The sequence below is a fragment of the Luteimonas cucumeris genome (genome assembly GCF_007830035.1).
Taxonomy (GTDB): Bacteria; Pseudomonadota; Gammaproteobacteria; order Xanthomonadales; family Xanthomonadaceae; genus Luteimonas_C; species Luteimonas_C cucumeris.
The window spans coordinates 128,102-144,206 of sequence record NZ_VLKN01000006.1; the positions used below are offsets into that span (position 1 = coordinate 128,102).

General features: G+C 65.9%; 18 protein-coding genes. 8 read left to right on the forward strand and 10 right to left on the reverse strand.

Annotation, left to right across the window (positions count from 1 at the left end):
* Nucleotides 1-28: 28 nt before the first annotated feature.
* On the reverse strand, nucleotides 29-1,348 hold the full coding sequence (locus IP90_RS13085; protein ID WP_199753477.1) for an alpha/beta hydrolase: 1,320 nt from the start codon (nucleotides 1,346-1,348) through the stop codon (nucleotides 29-31).
* A gap of 52 nt (nucleotides 1,349-1,400) precedes the next feature.
* On the opposite strand from IP90_RS13085, the gene IP90_RS13090 reads away from it, so the two are divergent.
* Nucleotides 1,401-2,843: an MATE family efflux transporter gene (locus tag IP90_RS13090; RefSeq protein WP_144900099.1), complete on the forward strand. Its 1,443-nt coding sequence runs from the start codon at nucleotides 1,401-1,403 to the stop codon at nucleotides 2,841-2,843.
* 221 nt (nucleotides 2,844-3,064) lie between these two features.
* Here the strand turns inward: IP90_RS13090 and IP90_RS13095 are convergent, their stop codons facing one another.
* Nucleotides 3,065-4,642 carry an SDR family NAD(P)-dependent oxidoreductase gene (locus IP90_RS13095; RefSeq protein ID WP_144900100.1) on the reverse strand — a complete coding sequence of 526 codons (1,578 nt, stop codon included), beginning with the start codon at nucleotides 4,640-4,642 and terminating at the stop codon, nucleotides 3,065-3,067.
* 51 nt (nucleotides 4,643-4,693) lie between these two features.
* Between IP90_RS13095 and IP90_RS13100 the strand changes: the two genes are divergently transcribed.
* On the forward strand, nucleotides 4,694-5,512 hold the full coding sequence (locus IP90_RS13100) for a GNAT family N-acetyltransferase (RefSeq protein WP_242007594.1): 819 nt from the start codon (nucleotides 4,694-4,696) through the stop codon (nucleotides 5,510-5,512).
* A 40-nt stretch (nucleotides 5,513-5,552) separates the two neighbouring features.
* Here the strand turns inward: IP90_RS13100 and IP90_RS13105 are convergent, their stop codons facing one another.
* Nucleotides 5,553-5,804, reverse strand: coding sequence for a hypothetical protein (locus tag IP90_RS13105; protein ID WP_144900101.1), 252 nt, complete (start codon nucleotides 5,802-5,804; stop codon nucleotides 5,553-5,555).
* 269 nt (nucleotides 5,805-6,073) lie between these two features.
* Between IP90_RS13105 and IP90_RS13110 the strand changes: the two genes are divergently transcribed.
* Together IP90_RS13110 and IP90_RS13115 are read left to right on the forward strand one after the other, a co-directional pair.
* On the forward strand, nucleotides 6,074-7,144 hold the full coding sequence (locus tag IP90_RS13110) for a COG3904 family protein (RefSeq protein WP_242007595.1): 1,071 nt from the start codon (nucleotides 6,074-6,076) through the stop codon (nucleotides 7,142-7,144).
* Nucleotides 7,145-7,230: 86 nt separating this feature from the next.
* Complete coding sequence (locus tag IP90_RS13115; protein WP_144900102.1) at nucleotides 7,231-7,503, forward strand: hypothetical protein; 273 nt, start codon at nucleotides 7,231-7,233, stop codon at nucleotides 7,501-7,503.
* Nucleotides 7,504-7,539: 36 nt separating this feature from the next.
* Here IP90_RS13115 and IP90_RS13120 read toward each other — a convergent pair whose 3' ends face one another.
* Both IP90_RS13120 and IP90_RS13125 read right to left on the reverse strand, forming a co-directional pair.
* Complete coding sequence (locus IP90_RS13120; protein WP_144900234.1) at nucleotides 7,540-7,890, reverse strand: YkgJ family cysteine cluster protein; 351 nt, start codon at nucleotides 7,888-7,890, stop codon at nucleotides 7,540-7,542.
* A 20-nt stretch (nucleotides 7,891-7,910) separates the two neighbouring features.
* Complete coding sequence (locus tag IP90_RS13125) at nucleotides 7,911-8,561, reverse strand: class I SAM-dependent methyltransferase (RefSeq protein ID WP_144900103.1); 651 nt, start codon at nucleotides 8,559-8,561, stop codon at nucleotides 7,911-7,913.
* Between the two features lie 249 nt (nucleotides 8,562-8,810).
* Here IP90_RS13125 and IP90_RS13130 point away from each other — a divergent pair, with 249 nt between their 5' ends.
* Nucleotides 8,811-9,080 carry a hypothetical protein gene (locus tag IP90_RS13130; RefSeq protein ID WP_144900104.1) on the forward strand — a complete coding sequence of 90 codons (270 nt, stop codon included), beginning with the start codon at nucleotides 8,811-8,813 and terminating at the stop codon, nucleotides 9,078-9,080.
* A gap of 42 nt (nucleotides 9,081-9,122) precedes the next feature.
* Complete coding sequence (locus IP90_RS13135; RefSeq protein WP_144900105.1) at nucleotides 9,123-9,470, forward strand: hypothetical protein; 348 nt, start codon at nucleotides 9,123-9,125, stop codon at nucleotides 9,468-9,470.
* 43 nt (nucleotides 9,471-9,513) lie between these two features.
* Here IP90_RS13135 and IP90_RS13140 read toward each other — a convergent pair whose 3' ends face one another.
* The 3 genes from IP90_RS13140 to IP90_RS13150 form a co-directional block, all read right to left on the reverse strand.
* Complete coding sequence (locus IP90_RS13140; RefSeq protein ID WP_144900106.1) at nucleotides 9,514-11,235, reverse strand: DUF2207 domain-containing protein; 1,722 nt, start codon at nucleotides 11,233-11,235, stop codon at nucleotides 9,514-9,516.
* Nucleotides 11,232-11,786 carry a LemA family protein gene (locus IP90_RS13145; RefSeq protein WP_144900107.1) on the reverse strand — a complete coding sequence of 185 codons (555 nt, stop codon included), beginning with the start codon at nucleotides 11,784-11,786 and terminating at the stop codon, nucleotides 11,232-11,234. The genes IP90_RS13140 and IP90_RS13145 overlap by 4 nt, the downstream gene beginning before the upstream one ends.
* A 64-nt stretch (nucleotides 11,787-11,850) precedes the next feature.
* Entirely contained in the window at nucleotides 11,851-12,072 is a 222-nt protein-coding gene (locus IP90_RS13150) for an RNA-binding S4 domain-containing protein (RefSeq protein ID WP_144900108.1), read from the reverse strand.
* Between the two features lie 248 nt (nucleotides 12,073-12,320).
* Between IP90_RS13150 and IP90_RS13155 the strand changes: the two genes are divergently transcribed.
* A complete protein-coding gene (locus IP90_RS13155) occupies nucleotides 12,321-12,842 on the forward strand; it encodes a DUF4019 domain-containing protein (protein ID WP_144900109.1) in 522 nt (173 codons plus the stop codon).
* 67 nt (nucleotides 12,843-12,909) lie between these two features.
* On the opposite strand, the gene IP90_RS13160 is transcribed toward IP90_RS13155, so the two are convergent.
* Both IP90_RS13160 and IP90_RS13165 read right to left on the reverse strand, forming a co-directional pair.
* Complete coding sequence (locus tag IP90_RS13160; protein WP_144900110.1) at nucleotides 12,910-13,572, reverse strand: serine/threonine protein kinase; 663 nt, start codon at nucleotides 13,570-13,572, stop codon at nucleotides 12,910-12,912.
* Between the two features lie 26 nt (nucleotides 13,573-13,598).
* Nucleotides 13,599-14,093, reverse strand: coding sequence for an RNA polymerase sigma factor (locus IP90_RS13165; protein ID WP_144900235.1), 495 nt, complete (start codon nucleotides 14,091-14,093; stop codon nucleotides 13,599-13,601).
* Between the two features lie 169 nt (nucleotides 14,094-14,262).
* Between IP90_RS13165 and IP90_RS13170 the strand changes: the two genes are divergently transcribed.
* Complete coding sequence (locus tag IP90_RS13170) at nucleotides 14,263-16,104, forward strand: DEAD/DEAH box helicase (RefSeq protein WP_144900111.1); 1,842 nt, start codon at nucleotides 14,263-14,265, stop codon at nucleotides 16,102-16,104.
* Nucleotide 16,105: the final 1 nt, after the last annotated feature.

The following is a 16,105-nucleotide window of genomic DNA, read 5'->3' on the forward strand; positions in this document are numbered from 1 at the left end:
CTGGCTGTTCCACGGATGGCGCCCGTACTCACGGTGGCGGCACATCCCCCGCACGCTCGGCGATCGGTAGGGCATGGTGCACGAGCGACAGCAGCATCTTGCCGGGTTCCTCGATCATGACCTCATGCGCGGAGTGCTCGAACCAGACGAGCTTCTTTTCCGGCGCCTGCACCAGCCCGAACCATTCGGCCGCGGCGGTCGAGGAAACGTTGTAGTCGTGCCGGCCTAGAAAAAGAATCAGCGGGGTGTCGAGCCTGCGCACGTGCGACAGATCCAGGGTCAGCAAATCACCCAGCAACTTGTCCATCGAAAAGGCGTTCGCCTCCCAGACCTTCGCGAGATCGGCATCGGTGTATTCCGGTGACAGGCTCACCGCGGCTGCCTCGGCCTCGCCGCCAGTGCGGTTGTGGACCATGCCGCCATAGTGGTTGAGCCATTTCCGCTGTTTCAGCAGGGAGGACAGCGGCACCGCGCTGTCGCCCTGCGCGTAGGGCGCGATGGATTCGAGGTCGGCAATGGCTTCAGCGTTGCCGTCGCGTCGCGCCTGGTTCATCGTCCACGCCCAACCGCGGCGCTCGCTCTCGGGGACATTGGTGGCTTGCCCCATGCCGATATAGGCGTGCAGCCACTCCGGCCGGCGCCTGGCGAGTTCGATCCCCAGGTAGCTTCCCCAGGAATTGCCGAGCACGAAGATCCTGTCCTTGCCGAATTCCTTGCGCAACCAGGCAACCATCTCCTCCGTGTCGGCGATCATGCGTTCATGCGTCATGGTTGGCGCGATCACGGCAGGATCGTTCTCGGTGTAGGTCTTGCCCGCGCCACGCTGGTCCCATTGCACGACGGTGAAGTACTCCTCCCAACCGCGCTGGAAATACCAACTGGTCGGCATCGACACCCAGCCAGGCCCGCCGTGCAGCATCAGCAATATCGGATTGCGATCGTCGTTGCCGCGGATGGCGACCCATTGTTCGATGCCTCCGATGCGTACCTTCTCCACGCGCTCGACGCCGCGTTCGGTGACGATGCGGCGCAGGTCGGCGATGGTCCTGGTCGCTTCGGCACGGCTGTGCGGCCCGGGTGGTTCGGCGGCGCCGGCGGTTGCGGTCATGGTCATGGCCAAGAGGATCATGAGCGACGTGAAACGTCGCCAGGCCGCTGTTGCGTTCGGCATGCGTGGCTCCCGTACGATAGATTCGATCAAGGGATACGTGCAGGCGTCGGGCGGTTGCAGGGTTCCAGCATCGGGCGGGGCTTGGAGGTCCCGCGCCGGCGGGCCAGCCTCCTGACGCCTGGCGTGTCGATTTCGTCGATGCTGATACGTCGCCTTCCTGAGCCAGCGGGTACGCAACGTCGTGCTGGCGGAATGCCGACTTAATTCGAGCGCAGGGACACTTTAAAACATGACCAATGATCTCCAGCCCAATCCCGACGCCGCCGTAGCGCTGCCGCCGCCTCCGGCCGGCTCGACCTGGGCAGCCGTTCGCGACGCCATGCGCGGCACCAATGCGGACTACACCCGGATCCCGATGCGGCGTGCGGTATTCCTGCTCGCGGTACCGATGGTGCTGGAACTGGTGCTGGAGTCTACGTTCGCGGTGGTGGACATCTTCTTCGTCGCCAAGCTCGGCCCGTCAGCGGTCGCGACGGTGGGACTGACCGAGAGTTTCCTGTTCCTGCTGTACGCGATCGGCATGGGCTTGGCGATGGCGGTGACGGCGGTCGTCGCGCGGCGCATCGGCGAGGGCAAACGCGAAGAAGCCGCGGTGGCCGCGGTGCAGGCCATCCTGGCCGCGCTGCTGATATCCGTGCCGTTCGCCGTGCTCGGCATCGTCTACGCGAAGGACCTGCTGCAGCTGATGGGCGCGGATGCATGGAGCCTGCAGCACGGCTATCGCTACACGCAGTGGATGCTCGGTGCCAACGCGGTGATCATGCTGCTGTTCGTGATCAACGCGATCTTCCGCGGCGCGGGCGATGCCGCCATCGCGATGCGCGTGCTGTGGCTCGCCAATGGCCTGAACATCGTGCTGTGCCCGCTGCTGATCTTCGGTATCGGACCGTTTCCGGCGATGGGCATCGAGGGCGCCGCCATCGCCACCGTCATCGGCCGCGGCGTGGGCGTCCTTTACCAGTTGTGGGTCTTGTTCCGCGGCGGGCAGCACATCCGCGTGGCGTCGTCGCAACTGGCGTTGAACGGGCCGATCCTGTGGAACGTCCTTCGTACGTCGTTCGGCGGCATGGGCCAGATGGTCATCGGCATGACCTCGTGGATCTTCGTCATGCGCATCCTGGCCGGCATCGGCAGCGACGCGGTGGCCGGCGCGACCATCGCATTGCGCCTGCTGATGTTCACGCTGATGCCCGCCTGGGGGATGTCGAACGCGGCGGCGACGCTGGTGGGGCAGAACCTGGGCGCCGGGCAGCCGGAGCGTGCGGAAGCGTCGGTGTGGCACATCGGCTGGTACAACATGGGGTTCACGCTGCTCGTGTCGGTGCTGTTCTTCTTCTTCAACCATGAGTTGATGGCCATCTTCACCGACGATGCGTCGGTGATCGCGATCGGCGCGGAGTGGCTGCGGATCCTGTCGTACTCGTTCTTCGTCTATGGCTGGTGGATGGTCGCGGTGCAGGCGTTCAACGGTGCCGGCGACACGGTCACGCCAACGAAGATCAACCTGGTGTTCTTCTGGCTGATCCAGATTCCATTGTCGTATGCCCTGGCGATTTCGCTGGGCTGGCAGCAGACCGGCGTGTTCTGGGCGGTGTTCTTTTCCGAGACGTCGGTCGGCCTGTTCACGCTGTGGCTGTTCAGCCGCGGCAAGTGGAAGGCTGCGAAGGTGTAGACGAGGTCGTGGAGCCGGGCCGGCTTTCTGCTGGCCCGGTTCATTGCCGCTCGGGCGTCGGTTTCAAAAAGATGGACGTGCGCCTGGGTCCTCGGTACGCCTTCCGCAACGGATGGTGGTAGTCATCTTGCCGCACAGGTTGCGAGTCCTCGAAGCGGTCGCCGTAGCGGATGCGTTCGTCCGGCGCGAGTCCCGTATTGCCCGAAGGATGAGGTGCGGGCTCACCAGTCCGTCGGCGCATAATCCTTCAGGAACTGCCCCCACACGTGCTCGCCGGTGTTGAAGCCGTGGATGATCGGGTCGACGATGCGCGCGGCGCCGTCGACGATGTCCAGCGGCGGATGAAAGCGCTCTTCGACGACCTTGCGCGCCGCGATCTCGACCGGATCCTCGTCGGTCACCCAGCCGGTGTCGACGCTGTTCATGTGGATACCGTCGCCGTGGTAGTCGGCGGCGGAGGTGCGCGTCATCATGTTGAGCGCTGCCTTGGCCATGTTGGTGTGCGGGTGCCTGGTGGTCTTGAAGTTGCGATAGAACTGGCCCTCGACCGCTGACACGTTGACGATGTGCTTGTCGCGTTCCGGCGTGCGCAGCATCAGCGGTTTCAGACGCGCGTTGATGATGAACGGCGCGATGGCGTTGACCAGCTGCGTTTCCAGCAGTTCCACCGACGGCACTTCGGCCATCAGCAGGCGCCACGAGTTGCGCCCGCGCAGATCGACCTGCTGCAGGTCCTGGTCGAGCCGGCCTTCCGGGAACAGGTGCTTCTGCCCGAGCAGTTCGTCGGCCAGCAGCGGTACCTGCGACAGTTCGGCGGCGCGGGTGAGTCCGGCGGTGGAAACATCGTTGCCGACATGCAGCGCCGTGCCGATTGCCGCCGGCAGCAGGTCGTGGCTGCGCAGGCCTTCGTAGTTGCCGATCAGCTTGCGTACGACTTCCGGCATGTCGTGCAGCGCGGCCGTCTCGCCGGCCATCATGTGCGCATAGAACTCCGGCGGGCGGCGCACGGTCTGGCAGGCGTTGTTGATGATGAAATCCAGCCGTTCCTGCGTGGCCAGCAAGCGGGTGCAGAACGCTTCCACGCTCGGCGTGTGGCGCAGGTCGAGGCCGAAGACCTCGAGGCGGTGACCCCAATCGGCGAAGTCCGGTTCCTGCGCATAGCGCGCCGCCGAATCGCGCGGGAAGCGCGTGGTGACGATCAGTTGCGCACCGGCGCGCAGCAGCTTGAGGCCGGCCTGGTAGCCGATCTTGACGCGCCCGCCGGTGAGCAGCGCCACGCGTCCGCGCAGGTCGGCCGTTTCGGTGCGCTTGAAATGGTTGAGTTCGGCGCAGGCGGGACAGAGCTGGTCGTAGAAGTGATGCACCTGCGTGTACTTCTGCTTGCACACGTAGCAGTGCAGCAGTTCGGACGACTCGTGGAAAGCGACGGTAGCAGAAGCGTCGTTCGCGGGATCATGCTGACCCGGCGGCTGCGGTGGGAAGTAATTGGGCGTGGAGAACACCGGCTTGCGACGCAACGTGCGGATGCCGGTCTGGTCGAGCAGCGCCTCGGTCCTGCGCACTTTTTCCTGGTGGCGTTCGCGCGCCTGCGCCTTGAGCTTGTGCCGGCGCGCGCGCGGCTCCGGGTGGAATACTTTCGCCACGGCCTGGTGCAGGCGCCGGCGGTCGTCCGCCGGCAGCGCGTCGAGCAGCGTGCGGTCGGCATCGATGGCTTCGAGCAGTTCCAGCGCGATGCGAACGCGTTCAGGCAGGGTGGCGGCTTCGTCGGCGTCGGGTTGCGGTGTGGCGATGGCGTTCAAGGCAGGTCTCATGTTGCGCGGGCCACGGCGAGGTGGCGCTCGAAGCGGTGCGTGAGCGTAGTGGCCGGAGGCCGTGGTGCTTTCACGGGGACGGTATTATCTGCCAGCTCGTGCGCGGGCGCTGGTTGCAATGGCGCCGGATGCGCACAGGACTGGCCACGGCCGTCCCGCGATCCGTTGGAAGTGAAGAAGATGGTTGACTCCGAACTCGACAATCCCATCTGGGCCTCCCTGTGCAGCCGGCACCGCGACATCGCGCAATGCGCCGGCGATACGGTGCGCTATCCGCCGGAATTCGGGCCTTTTCTTGGCGTGGCGGGTACGCACGCTGATGTGTCCGAGGCGATCGAGGCGCTGCTCGCGCCCGGCGAGAGCGTGTACCTGCTGGGCGTGGCGCCGGACTCAGCGGCCGGATGGCACCTCGAGGCCTTCCGGCCACTGGCGCAGATGATCTGCACGGCGCCGCTGCCGGTGGTGGAAGGGCCGGAGATCATCGAGCTGTCCGCTGCGCATCGCGACGACGTGCTGGCGTTGACGGCGCTGGTCTACCCGCATTACTTCCGCAGCCGCACGATGGAACTGGGCCGCTATTTCGGCATCTACCAGGACGGCCGGCTGGCGGCGATGATCGGCGAGCGGCTGGGCACGGACGCCTCGCAGGAAATCAGCGCGATCTGCACGCATCCGGATTTCAATGGCCGCGGCTACGCCCGACGCCTGACGACGATGCTGACGAACGACACGCTCGTGCGTCGTCGTACTCCGTTCCTGCACGTGAGCCACGAAAACCCGCGCGCGAAGCGGCTGTACGAACAGCTCGGCTACCGGCATCGCCGCGACATCGGCTTCTGGTCGCTGCGCCGCCGCTGAAACCCGTTCGGCTGCAGGCGAGCACAATGATCCCGGTCCGTCATTTGCTGTGGCTGTCGCTGCGCACGTCGTCGCCGAACGAGCGGCCACTGGCATCGCGATCGCCGGGCTGGTCGTCCAGTTCCTCGTCCAGGAGATTCCCCTGGTCGTCGACACCGATGTTGTCGATGGCCGATATCGAGCGTGGGTCCTTCAGCGGTGGGCCGTCGGTTTCCGGAAGATTGGCGCTGCCGTCGCCAACGCGGGCTTCATCCTCGGGCGGATTGGGGCGGGTGGGGTTCGCCTTGCTCATCGCACTGCTCCGTCGTGATCCGCACCGGTTACACGCGCGCGGGATTCCACTTTGGCGCCGCGGACGTTAGTGGGACGACAAGGGCGCATGACGGTGGATGCTCGAAATCCATGCGGGGCAGGGACGGTACGCGTTGTATCCAGGAATCCGGCGCCCGCCGCTTGCGCGGGTTCATCGCAGGTTTGGCGCCTCGGCGGCGTTGCGGCCTAGACTAGTGACCTGCGTCGCATGACCATTCCGACGGCGCTTCCCCTTTTTCGATGTTGGCGATGCTGGTATCACGCATGTTCAAGCTCTGGCTGCCGATTGCGCTGTGCACGGCGCTGTCGGCCTGCAATCCGAAGCCCCCGGTCGAGGAGGCGGCCCGGACATCCGGCCAGGCCGCCACGCGCGAAGACGACAGCGGCGCACTTGGCGGCGCGGTGGTCGAGAAGATGCCGGACAAGCGCGTGGCCCAGCGGCAGGTGGCAGCGCCACGCGAGACGGACTGGACGCCGATGGCGCTGACCTCCGGCGAGGCATCGATCAGCTGCGATTCCGACTACGCCGAGCGTGGCGATGGCGAGCCTTTGCAGTCGCTCGGCTTCTCCAGCGTGCGCGATGCGCTGGCGGCATGCCAGGAGCGCGGCCTGGTGCGTCTGCGTTACCAGGGCAAGATCTCCGCCGAGTTCACCGCGCTGGTCGAGCGCACCGCCGAAGTCGCCCGCAACCTGGGCATCGACAAGCGCATCCTGGACATCGACTCCAGCGGCGGCCTGATCGAGGACGCGATCCGCGCCGGCGACGTCATCGCCGAATCGGACTGGACGATCTGGGTGCGCGAGGGCGCGATCTGCCACAGCGCCTGCGTGCTGGTGGTGGCTGCCGGCGACATGCGTCTGATCGCCGGCAAGGTTGGCGTCCACCGCATGGTTCGGGTCGGCTCTGAGGCGACTTCGCGCGCGGAATTGAGCCGTGAACTGCGTGAGGTCCACGCTCAGATGAAGGAATACCTGGAACGCAACGGCGCGTCCGCAGCCGTCGCCGACCTGATGATGACCGTGCCCAACCGCAGCCTGCGGATCCTCACCGCCGATGAACTCACCGAGTTCGGCCTGGAAGGCACCAACGCCGCCGAGGACGATCTGGAACGCATCGTGCTGGCGCGCAAGTGCGGCGAGGGGTTCGTGCGGCGCAAGGACGACTTCGCGCGCGCATTCGACAGCGAATGCATGGCGATGGGCGAGGAAGTGGAGGCGATGAACGCCTGCGGGCTCGAGCTCAGGCAGCGCTTCGATTTCCCGGATCGCAGGTGCCCTGCGGAAAGTCCCTTGTCCGAGCACGACGGCCGCTCGATGTAGGGCCTGAAGCGTTCAGCTTCGCCATGGTTGACGGGAATCGCGGACGCCGTGGCATGATTCCTCCTGGTTTTCGAGGGGGAGTTCGCGTGGATCCCATCAGTCTTGAAGAGCTGGCCTTGCTCGACGTGCTGGACCGGATCGATCAGATGCTCGAATTCGGACGCAACTCGATCGACCTGCAGCAACGCCTGATCGACAATGGCCTGGTCGTGGTCGAAGAAGGCGCGTTCCGGCTCAGCGATGCCGGCATCGAACGCTGCAAATCCCTGCACCATCGCGTCGTCGCGGATACAGAGGCTGCGGCCCTGCTGGCGGCGCAGGGCAACGATGACGTGCGGCCGGAAGCCGATGCTGCCTGAGAATCGCAGGTAGCGATCGCGCTATCTTCGTCGGTTTCAGTACAGCGCCAGTGGAATGGCGCGAGCATTCTCTTCGCGATATTTCTTGCGTTCGTCCCGGCAGTAGGCGCTGCCCATCGCGAACTTGCGGCAGATGCCGGGGCGCTGGTCGTAGATGGTGCAGCGCAGGTGGAGCGGATCGACCGCCACGCACCAGCCTTCCTCGCCGCGTGCCATCACGCTCAGCCCCTGCGAGGTGCGATCGACCAGGTGTTCGGGCACGTTGTCTTCCGGCATCACCACGACCGTGAGGCGGCAGCAGACGGCATCGCAGCGACTGCAGGACACGCTCGTGTCGATGCGTCGATCGTCCTCGGTCGGATCGATCGCGGCGCGGGCCTGTTCCATCACCGCGGCGGGCAGGGCGCTCATCGCCGGTAGCTCAGCAGGCGGCCACGGAATGGCGGCACTTCGTCCGCCTCGAAACGGCAGCGTTGTTCGAGGACGCGATAGCCCTGCGTGGCCAGCGCATGCGACAGCGCATTGCCGTTGCCGCGTCCGGCATCGCTGATCACCACTTCGCAGTCGTTGCGCGCATGGCGCAGCACAACGGACGCGAGCAGTTCGGCGTGACCGCGTTCGTACAGCACGTCGCTGCCGATGATCAGGTCGAAATGCCCGAGCGTGGCATCCGTTTCCGACCAGGGCAGGTGGCGATAGGCGAGGGTGGGCAATCCGTTCAATGTGGCGTTGTAGGCGAGGAAGGATTCGGCCAGCGGGTGGTGATCGCTGGCGGTGATGTCGGCGCATCGGCGTTGCAGTACCAGGCTCGACAGGCCCAGGCCGCAGCCGATTTCGAGGATGCGCTTGCCCTGGACGTCGTGCACGCACATCGCTTCGGCCAGTACGCGGCCAGACGGCCAGACATGTCCGAACAGGCTCCACAACGCCGACGAAATGCCGGCGCGTTCGGCATCGCCATGCGGATCGGCGTACTGCTGCAGGTCGCGCAGGGCGCGGATGCGATAGTCGTGGTCGCCAAGTCGCAGCGTGAACTGTCGGGTGGAGTAGCCCGGCATGCGCGCTCCGTGCGAGCGTCACCGTGTTGCGATGGCGCGTGGTGGAGCAAGGCGGCGACGGAAAACCGGCGGGCGAATGCATACGATGAAGCACGTCTGCCCCTGCATCGTACGCCGATTCGTCCTGGATTGGAGATTAAGGTCGTAAAAGCCTGTAATTCATGGTTGCGGGCCGTCGCATATGGCCTGATACCGGCTTTTAGCGCGGAATAGGCGCATACTCGTGGTTTGATGCTTGGGATCACGCACATGCACGATCACGTGGCGCTGTTCAAGTTCAACCTGAGCAGCGGCCAGAGCATCGGTCCGGACGCATTGCGCTCGCTGTGGTCACGCGCGTGCGAATCGGCGGACATCAGCGTCAGTCGGCAGACCTATCGCAATGGCGCCGGCACGAAGAACACCTACCTGCTGCACGCGTCGCCGCGGCTGAAGGACCTTCCGCTGGTCGAAACGCGGCTGCGCCTGCTGATGAACGAATCCAAGCTGCTCGGAACACTGACGGCAGTCCACCACTGATGGTCGCAGCGTTGCGGCCGCAAGCATGCGATGAGGTTGCCGATGGGTTATGACATAGGGATTGGTTTGTGCGCGGGCATCGACGGCGCCAATGTCGTCGTCAAGCTGGACAGCGCAGTGGTCAGCAAGTTGATCCCGAAGCAGCCGTGGCGGAAATCCGGCACCAGCCTGCTGCAGTTCAAGAGCGACCTGTGCAGCGCACGACGTCCGCCGGAAGTGGGCAGCGAGGTCTATCTCGACAGCGCGGCGCTGACCAAGAACGCGCCGGCATCGCTCGACCTGGCCGGCAACGGCTCATCGATGCGCGTCGACCTGCGCGCGTTGCTGAGCAACCTGGATCCGCAACCGGCGCCGGTGGCCGCGGCCAAGGGGCGTTCGAGCCGCTGGTGAGCTTGCGTTGAGGTCGATGCCGGAATGACCGGCGCGGCGTCGTTCAACGGCCACCACCGCCGCCACCGCCGCCGCCGCCGCCGGAAGAACCACCGCCGCCGGATCCGGAAGAACTTCCCGGAGGCGATGACGACGAGGCGATCTGCGAACTCAGGCTGTTGCCGACCGCGTTGGCCAGGCTGCCCAGGTTGTCGACGCCGGCACCGTGGTACCAGCTGATCGCGGCCGTGGTCGCTGCGGCCGCCGTGGCGCCGACGGCCAGGGTGAATTTCCGTGTCCACGCATCCTCGACCTCCAGCGCCACCGCATACGGCAGCAGTCTTTCGTAGCGCCCGGCGTCGAGCACCGGCGGCGCGTCGGGACCGGGCAGGCTCGCCAGTTCGTCGCGTTCGGCGACACCCAGGTACAGCTTGAGGCCCTCGATCTCGTCCATCAGCGCGCGCCCGGCCGCTGTCGGCGCCTTCACCAGTACCGAGAAGAAGCCCAGCACTACCAGCATGGCGATCACGACGGCGACGATCAGCAAGGTGCCGGTGCCACCGCCGACCAGGAAGGCCAGCGCTGCGCTGACCAGGGCGATCGCGAACGCGATGCCGATGCTGCCGCCATTGAGCTTGAAGAACGCCGGTTGGTAATGCGCGGCGAGCACGTTGTCGTGTGCGTTGCGCGCACCGGAAACTATCCTGGCGTTGGTATTGCGCAGTTCGAGCGTGGGGCCGTCCGCGAACAGTTTTTCCAGCAGCACCCGCTGCGGATCCGACAAGGAGTCAGCGCCACGGCCTTCGATGCGCTGCAGCTGCCAGTCGTCGCTGAGGAAACCCTTGTCGCGGTGGATGCGCAGCTGGCCATCGACCGCCATCGCCAGCAGGTCGGCGGAGAAGCAGCGCGGGTCGTATGTCATTTTGCGCGCATAACGCAGGCCCGCGGGAGAATGGCCGGACGGCGGTTCGTAGCGGGCGATGATCACGCCGGGCTTCGGATCGCGCCCGATCTTTCGCCAGCGGCGCACGCAGAACACCAGCAGAACCGCCAGGCCGGTGAGTGCAACGAGCACGCCGCGGTTGTCCTGCAGCAACCACAGGCCGCGCTGCGCCAGGCTCGGACGCGGGATCAGGCCCTTGGGAAACGACAGCACGATGGTGAAGCCTTCCTGCGGCGCCAAGGGTTGCGTCAGTTGCCAGCGCGCGGTGCCGGGCGAAGGAATGGTGGCGACGAATGCGTCGCCCTGCATGCCCTGCGCGCCGGTATAGCCCTCGGCTTGCAGCCGGTCCACGGGTACCGGTTGTGGCAGGCGCACTTCGACGCTGGCGCGATCGATCGGAAACGCCCAGCCGGTACCGATCGCATTCCAGTACAACTCGTCGTGATCGGGAAAGAAGCCGAGCTGGCGCGTAGTGCGGTAACGCAGCGTGTAGGTGAATTGCGCCGGCACCGGCAGCAGATCGTCATTGCCGGTGTTGATGCGCACGCCATTGCCTTTGTTCTCGGTGAACCAGGGCTCGGTCTTGCCGTCGCGCAGCACTTCGACCACTTCGAAGCCGACCACTACGCGATTGCCGTGGCGATCCTTGTAGCGGGTCGGATAGTCGCGGTAGATGCCACGTCGGATCTGGTCGCCTTCGGCGCGCACGGTGATGTGTTCGGTCACGTCCAGGCTGCCATCAGTGAGGACGTCGACCCGGCTGTCGTAGGACAGGATGCGTTCGTCCGCCATGGCCGGCAAGACCAGCAACAGGCACAGCAGCGCGGCCACAAGGCGGCTCATCGTGGCAGCTCCACTTTCACCGCCACGCGCGGTTCTTCGCCGGCCTGGAAGAATTCGACGGGAGCGAAACCCAAGGTGCGCGCGATGACCACGTCCGGCACGCGCTGGCTGCCGTCGCGGTAATCGCGTACGGCGCCGTTATAGAAGCGGCGCGCGTATTGCAGTTGTTCCTCGATCTCGACCAGGTCGCGTTGCAGGCGCGCGAAATTCTCGTTGGCCTTCAGGTCCGGATAGGCTTCCTTCAATGCCAGCAGGCGACCCAATGCCTGCTCCAGCGATGCTTCCACCTCGCCGAGCCTGGCCGGCCCGTGCGAGGACAAGGCCTGCCCACGCAGTTCGGTGACGGTCTGCAACAGCGCGTTCTCATGGCTGGCGTAGGCCTGGACAGCTGCGACCAGCGATGGCACCAGGTCGTGGCGTCGGGTCAACTGCACGTCGATGTCGGCCCATGCGGTGCGCACCTGGTTGCGCAACCGCACCAGCCGGTTGAAGCTGAAGATGGCCCAGAGCGCGAGCAGCGCGATCGCCACACCGGCGAGGATCAATGTCATCGTGTTCCGCTTCCCCAGATGGAATGAAAGACGCCCGCCAGGATCAACGCAAGGGCGCCGCGGTTCAGGCCGCGGCGATCACGTCGATGTCGTTGTCGTCCAGCGTGACGCGCTGGCCCGCACGGATCTTGCAGGTCTTGCGCAGCTCGACCTTGCCGTCGACCGACACCGCGCCACTGGCGACCAGCGCCTTGCCGGCGCCACCGCTGTCGCACAGGCCGACCAGCTTCAGCAGCTGGTTGAGTTCGACGTATTCGTGTTCGAGCGTGAACTGGATGCGTGGCATGGCGATGGCGTCGAGAAGTTCCGCGAAGGGTCGCAGCCGCGCCGGTGCGGTGCAAGTGTGCCTGCGGCGCTTGGCCGAGGTCCCGGGGACAGGCACTCTCCGGGTGCGCCGGTGGGCAAGGTCCACGTGTTCGGCCGGGTGCGCTTTTCAGTGCCTGTCGAGGCCTTGCCGGGATGGCGCAGAGCGCGGTTTTTTTGTCGTAGACTGCCTGCCCCCCTGCGTATATTTCCCCTGCAAAGGTAGACAAGATGAAGAATCGCAAATTGCTTCTGGCCGCGGCCTTGTTGGCCTGCGCCGGAACCGCTTCCGCCCAGCAGGCTCAGCCGGCACGCGCTCCGGCGGCGACGGCGCGTCCTGCACAGCCGGCCCAGCAGGCGCCGGCGCTTACGCCGCAGCAGCGCGCGGCGTTGGCCAAGCAGGATGCCGACACCACGAAGGCAGCCGCCCAGGTCATCCAGATGGTCGATGCCAATCGCATCGGCGAAGTGTGGGACGGGGCTTCGGCCACCATGAAGAAACTGGTGAGCAAGGACGAGTTCATCAAGCAGGTCACGATCGATCGCAACCGGCTGGGCGCGCCGGCGTCGCGCGGCCAGGCGGTGGTGAGCCGTTCGCAGTTCGAGGCGGGCGGCCAGGTGCCGGCCGGGCTGTACATCAACGTCGGTTTCCCGACCAAGTTCGCCAAGACCGCACAGCCCGTGCGCGAACTGGTGTCGTTCCGCCTCGACGAGGACAAGGTCTGGCGCGTGTCGGGTTACAGCCTGCGCTGAGCGGCGGCACGAACCTGAAAGAAAAAGAGCCGGCACAGCCGGCTCTTTTTTTAGGCGCTGCAGCCGCTCATTCCTTCTCGAAGCGCGCGATCTCGTCGAGGATCCGCTGGCTGCGGCGGATGCCGTCGGCGCCGTCGGCGATGCAGCCATCTTCGCGTGTGGACCGTTGCGCCGCCGGTGTCCGCTGCTTCCACAGCTGGAACCCCCAGGTGCCGAGCAGGCCAGCCACGCTGATGGCGAGGCTGATCCAGATCCAGTCCGGCGTGGCCGCCTGCGAATCGACCTCACCCAGTCCGGCGAAGGCGACGACCACCGGCACCCACATGATCCACCACGGCAGGCCGCAGGCCTTGGCGTTGAGGTCGTAGAAGCGCAGCAGCCGCGCCATCTGCTTCTGGATCTTCAGCACCGGCGCGGAGTAATCGATGCTGCCCATCAGGCCGAGGGTGATGCCGGCGGCGGCCGTGGTGAGGACGCCGAAGGCATGGACCAGGACACCGGCGACAAGCAGGCCGGCAACGTCGGTGTTGCGGGTCCAGCAGGCGACGCCGAGCAGGATCAGGCCGATCCCCAGCCCCATCTGCAGCAGCTGTCCCCACAACAGCGGGCGCAGACTGGAACGCGCCTTGTCGAGCTTGTTGTCCTTGAACAGCTGCAGGTTGATGGCGTTGTGCTGCTGCAGCCGGTGGTCCAGCGTCTGCCAGGCGGCCTTCAGTTCGTCGAGTTCCATGATGTTTTCCATAGTCTGTCGTTCGGTCAGATTTCGGAGCGGATGCGCTGCTTGAGGCGGCTGATCTTGGTCGCCACGTTGGTTTCGCTGATGCCGAGGATGTCGGCGATCTCGCGATAGCTGTGGTCTTCCAGGTACAGCAGCAGCAACGCGCGGTTGAGCTTGTCCAGTTGCGCGATGAAACGGTGCAGGGCGCGTACGCGCTGTCCGGATTCGTGATCGCTGCCGCGTTCGTCGGCAAGATCGTGCAGCGTCTCGTCCAGCGGTACGGAGTGACGGTCGTGGTGGACGCTGCTGCGCACCTGCGAGATCGCCACGTTCAGCGCGATCCGGTACATCCAGGTCGTGAACGGACGCACCGGGTCGTATTGCGGATAGGCACGCCACAACTGCGTGGCGATCTCCTGCGCCAGTTCATCGCGGTCCGCCGGATGCCAGGCGTAGGTGTTGACCACCTTGAACACGATCCGGCGATGGCGTTCCAGCAATTCGCCGAAGACCTGTCGTGCATCCGCAGTCATGGTGGCCATCTGTTCCATCGTGGATCCGGTTCCGTGGGCGATTGTGCTCGTCGGGACCATGATTCGCACGATCGCGGAAATCATCACAGCCGACGGCGGTTTTCGTTCTTTTAAGGCGGAAAGGCGTGCGAAAGCGCACAATGGGCTGCCCTGCAAGGCCGCTGCCGCCATGACCGACGAACCCACCCCGACGCTGCTTTTTGCCGATCTCGGCCTGTCCGGCCCGGTCATGGCAGCCGTGAAGTCGGTCGGCTACGAGTCGCCGTCGCCGATCCAGGCCGCGACCATACCGGCGCTGCTGCAGGGCCGCGACGTGCTGGGCCAGGCGCAGACCGGCACCGGCAAGACCGCGGCGTTCGCGCTGCCGATCCTGTCCAGGCTCGACCTGTCACGGAAGAAGCCGCAGGCACTGGTGCTGGCGCCGACGCGCGAACTGGCGATCCAAGTGGCCGAGGCTTTCCAGCGCTATGCCGCGCAGATCCCCGGTTTCCACGTGCTGCCGATCTATGGCGGCCAGAGCTACGGCCCGCAGTTGAGCGCGCTGAATCGCGGCGTGCACGTCGTGGTCGGCACGCCGGGGCGGGTGATCGACCACCTCAACCGCGGTTCGCTGGATCTGTCGCAGCTCGTCTGGCTGGTGCTGGACGAGGCCGATGAAATGCTGCGCATGGGTTTCATCGACGATGTCGAAACGGTGCTGAAGAAGACGCCGGAGTCGCGCCAGGTGGCGTTGTTCTCGGCGACCATGCCGGTGCAGATCCGGCGCATCGCGCAGACCTACCTGCGCGATCCGGCGGAAGTCACCATCACCTCCAAGACCACCACCGCCACCAACATCCGCCAGCGCTACTGGTTCGTCAGCGGGCTGCACAAGCTCGACGCGCTGACCCGCATCCTGGAGGCGGAACCGTTCGACGCGATGATCGTGTTCGCGCGCACCAAGTCCGGCACCGAGGAACTCGCCGAGAAGCTGCAGGCGCGGGGGCTGGCCGCCGCGGCGATCAACGGCGACATCCAGCAGGCGCAGCGCGAGCGCACCATCCAGCAGCTCAAGGATGGCCAGCTCGATATCCTGGTCGCCACCGACGTGGCCGCGCGCGGACTCGACGTCGAGCGGGTCAGCCACGTGCTGAACTACGACATTCCGTACGACACCGAAAGCTACGTCCACCGCATCGGCCGCACCGGCCGGGCCGGGCGCAGCGGCGAGGCGATCCTGTTCGTGACGCCGCGCGAAAAGGGCATGCTGCGCGCGATCGAGCGCGCCACGCGGCAGCCGATCCTGGAGATGCAGCTGCCCAGCGTCGAAGCGGTCAACGACAAGCGGGTCAACAAGTTCCTGGGTCGCATCACCGACACGCTGGCGGCCGGCGATTTCGATCTTTACCGCGACCTGGTGCAGCGTTACGAGAACGAGCACAACGTGCCGGCGGTGGAGATTGCCGCCGCACTGGCCAAGCTGCTGCAGGGCAAGACGCCGTTGCTGCTGGCGCCGGAACGTGCGCGCGAGCCACGTGAGAGTTTCGAGCGACCGGTGCGCGCCGAGCGGCCGGCACGTGGCGAACGTTTCGAACGCGGCGAGCGTCCCGCGCGCGAACCGCAGGCGCCACACGCGGAGCGGCCGCGCTTCGACAAGCCGCCGCGCGGCGCGCCGGAACCGGGCATGGAAACCTTCCGCATCGAAGTCGGCCATGCGCATGGCGTGAAGCCGGGCAACATCGTCGGCGCGATCGCCAACGAGGCGGAGTTGGACGCGAAGTTCATCGGCCGTATCGACATCCACGACGACTATTCGGTGCTCGATCTGCCCGAGGGTATGCCGCGCGACCTGCTGATGATGCTGAAGAAGGTGCGCGTGGCTGGCCAGCCGCTGCGCATCCATCGGCTTGGCGATCCCGACGATGGTCCCTCGCCGCCAGGCAAGTCGTTTCCGCCCAGGCAGCCGCATCGCAAAGGGCCCGGATCGGCCGCGCCGCGTACGTTCAAGCCCAAGCCGAAAACCAAGCGCTGAA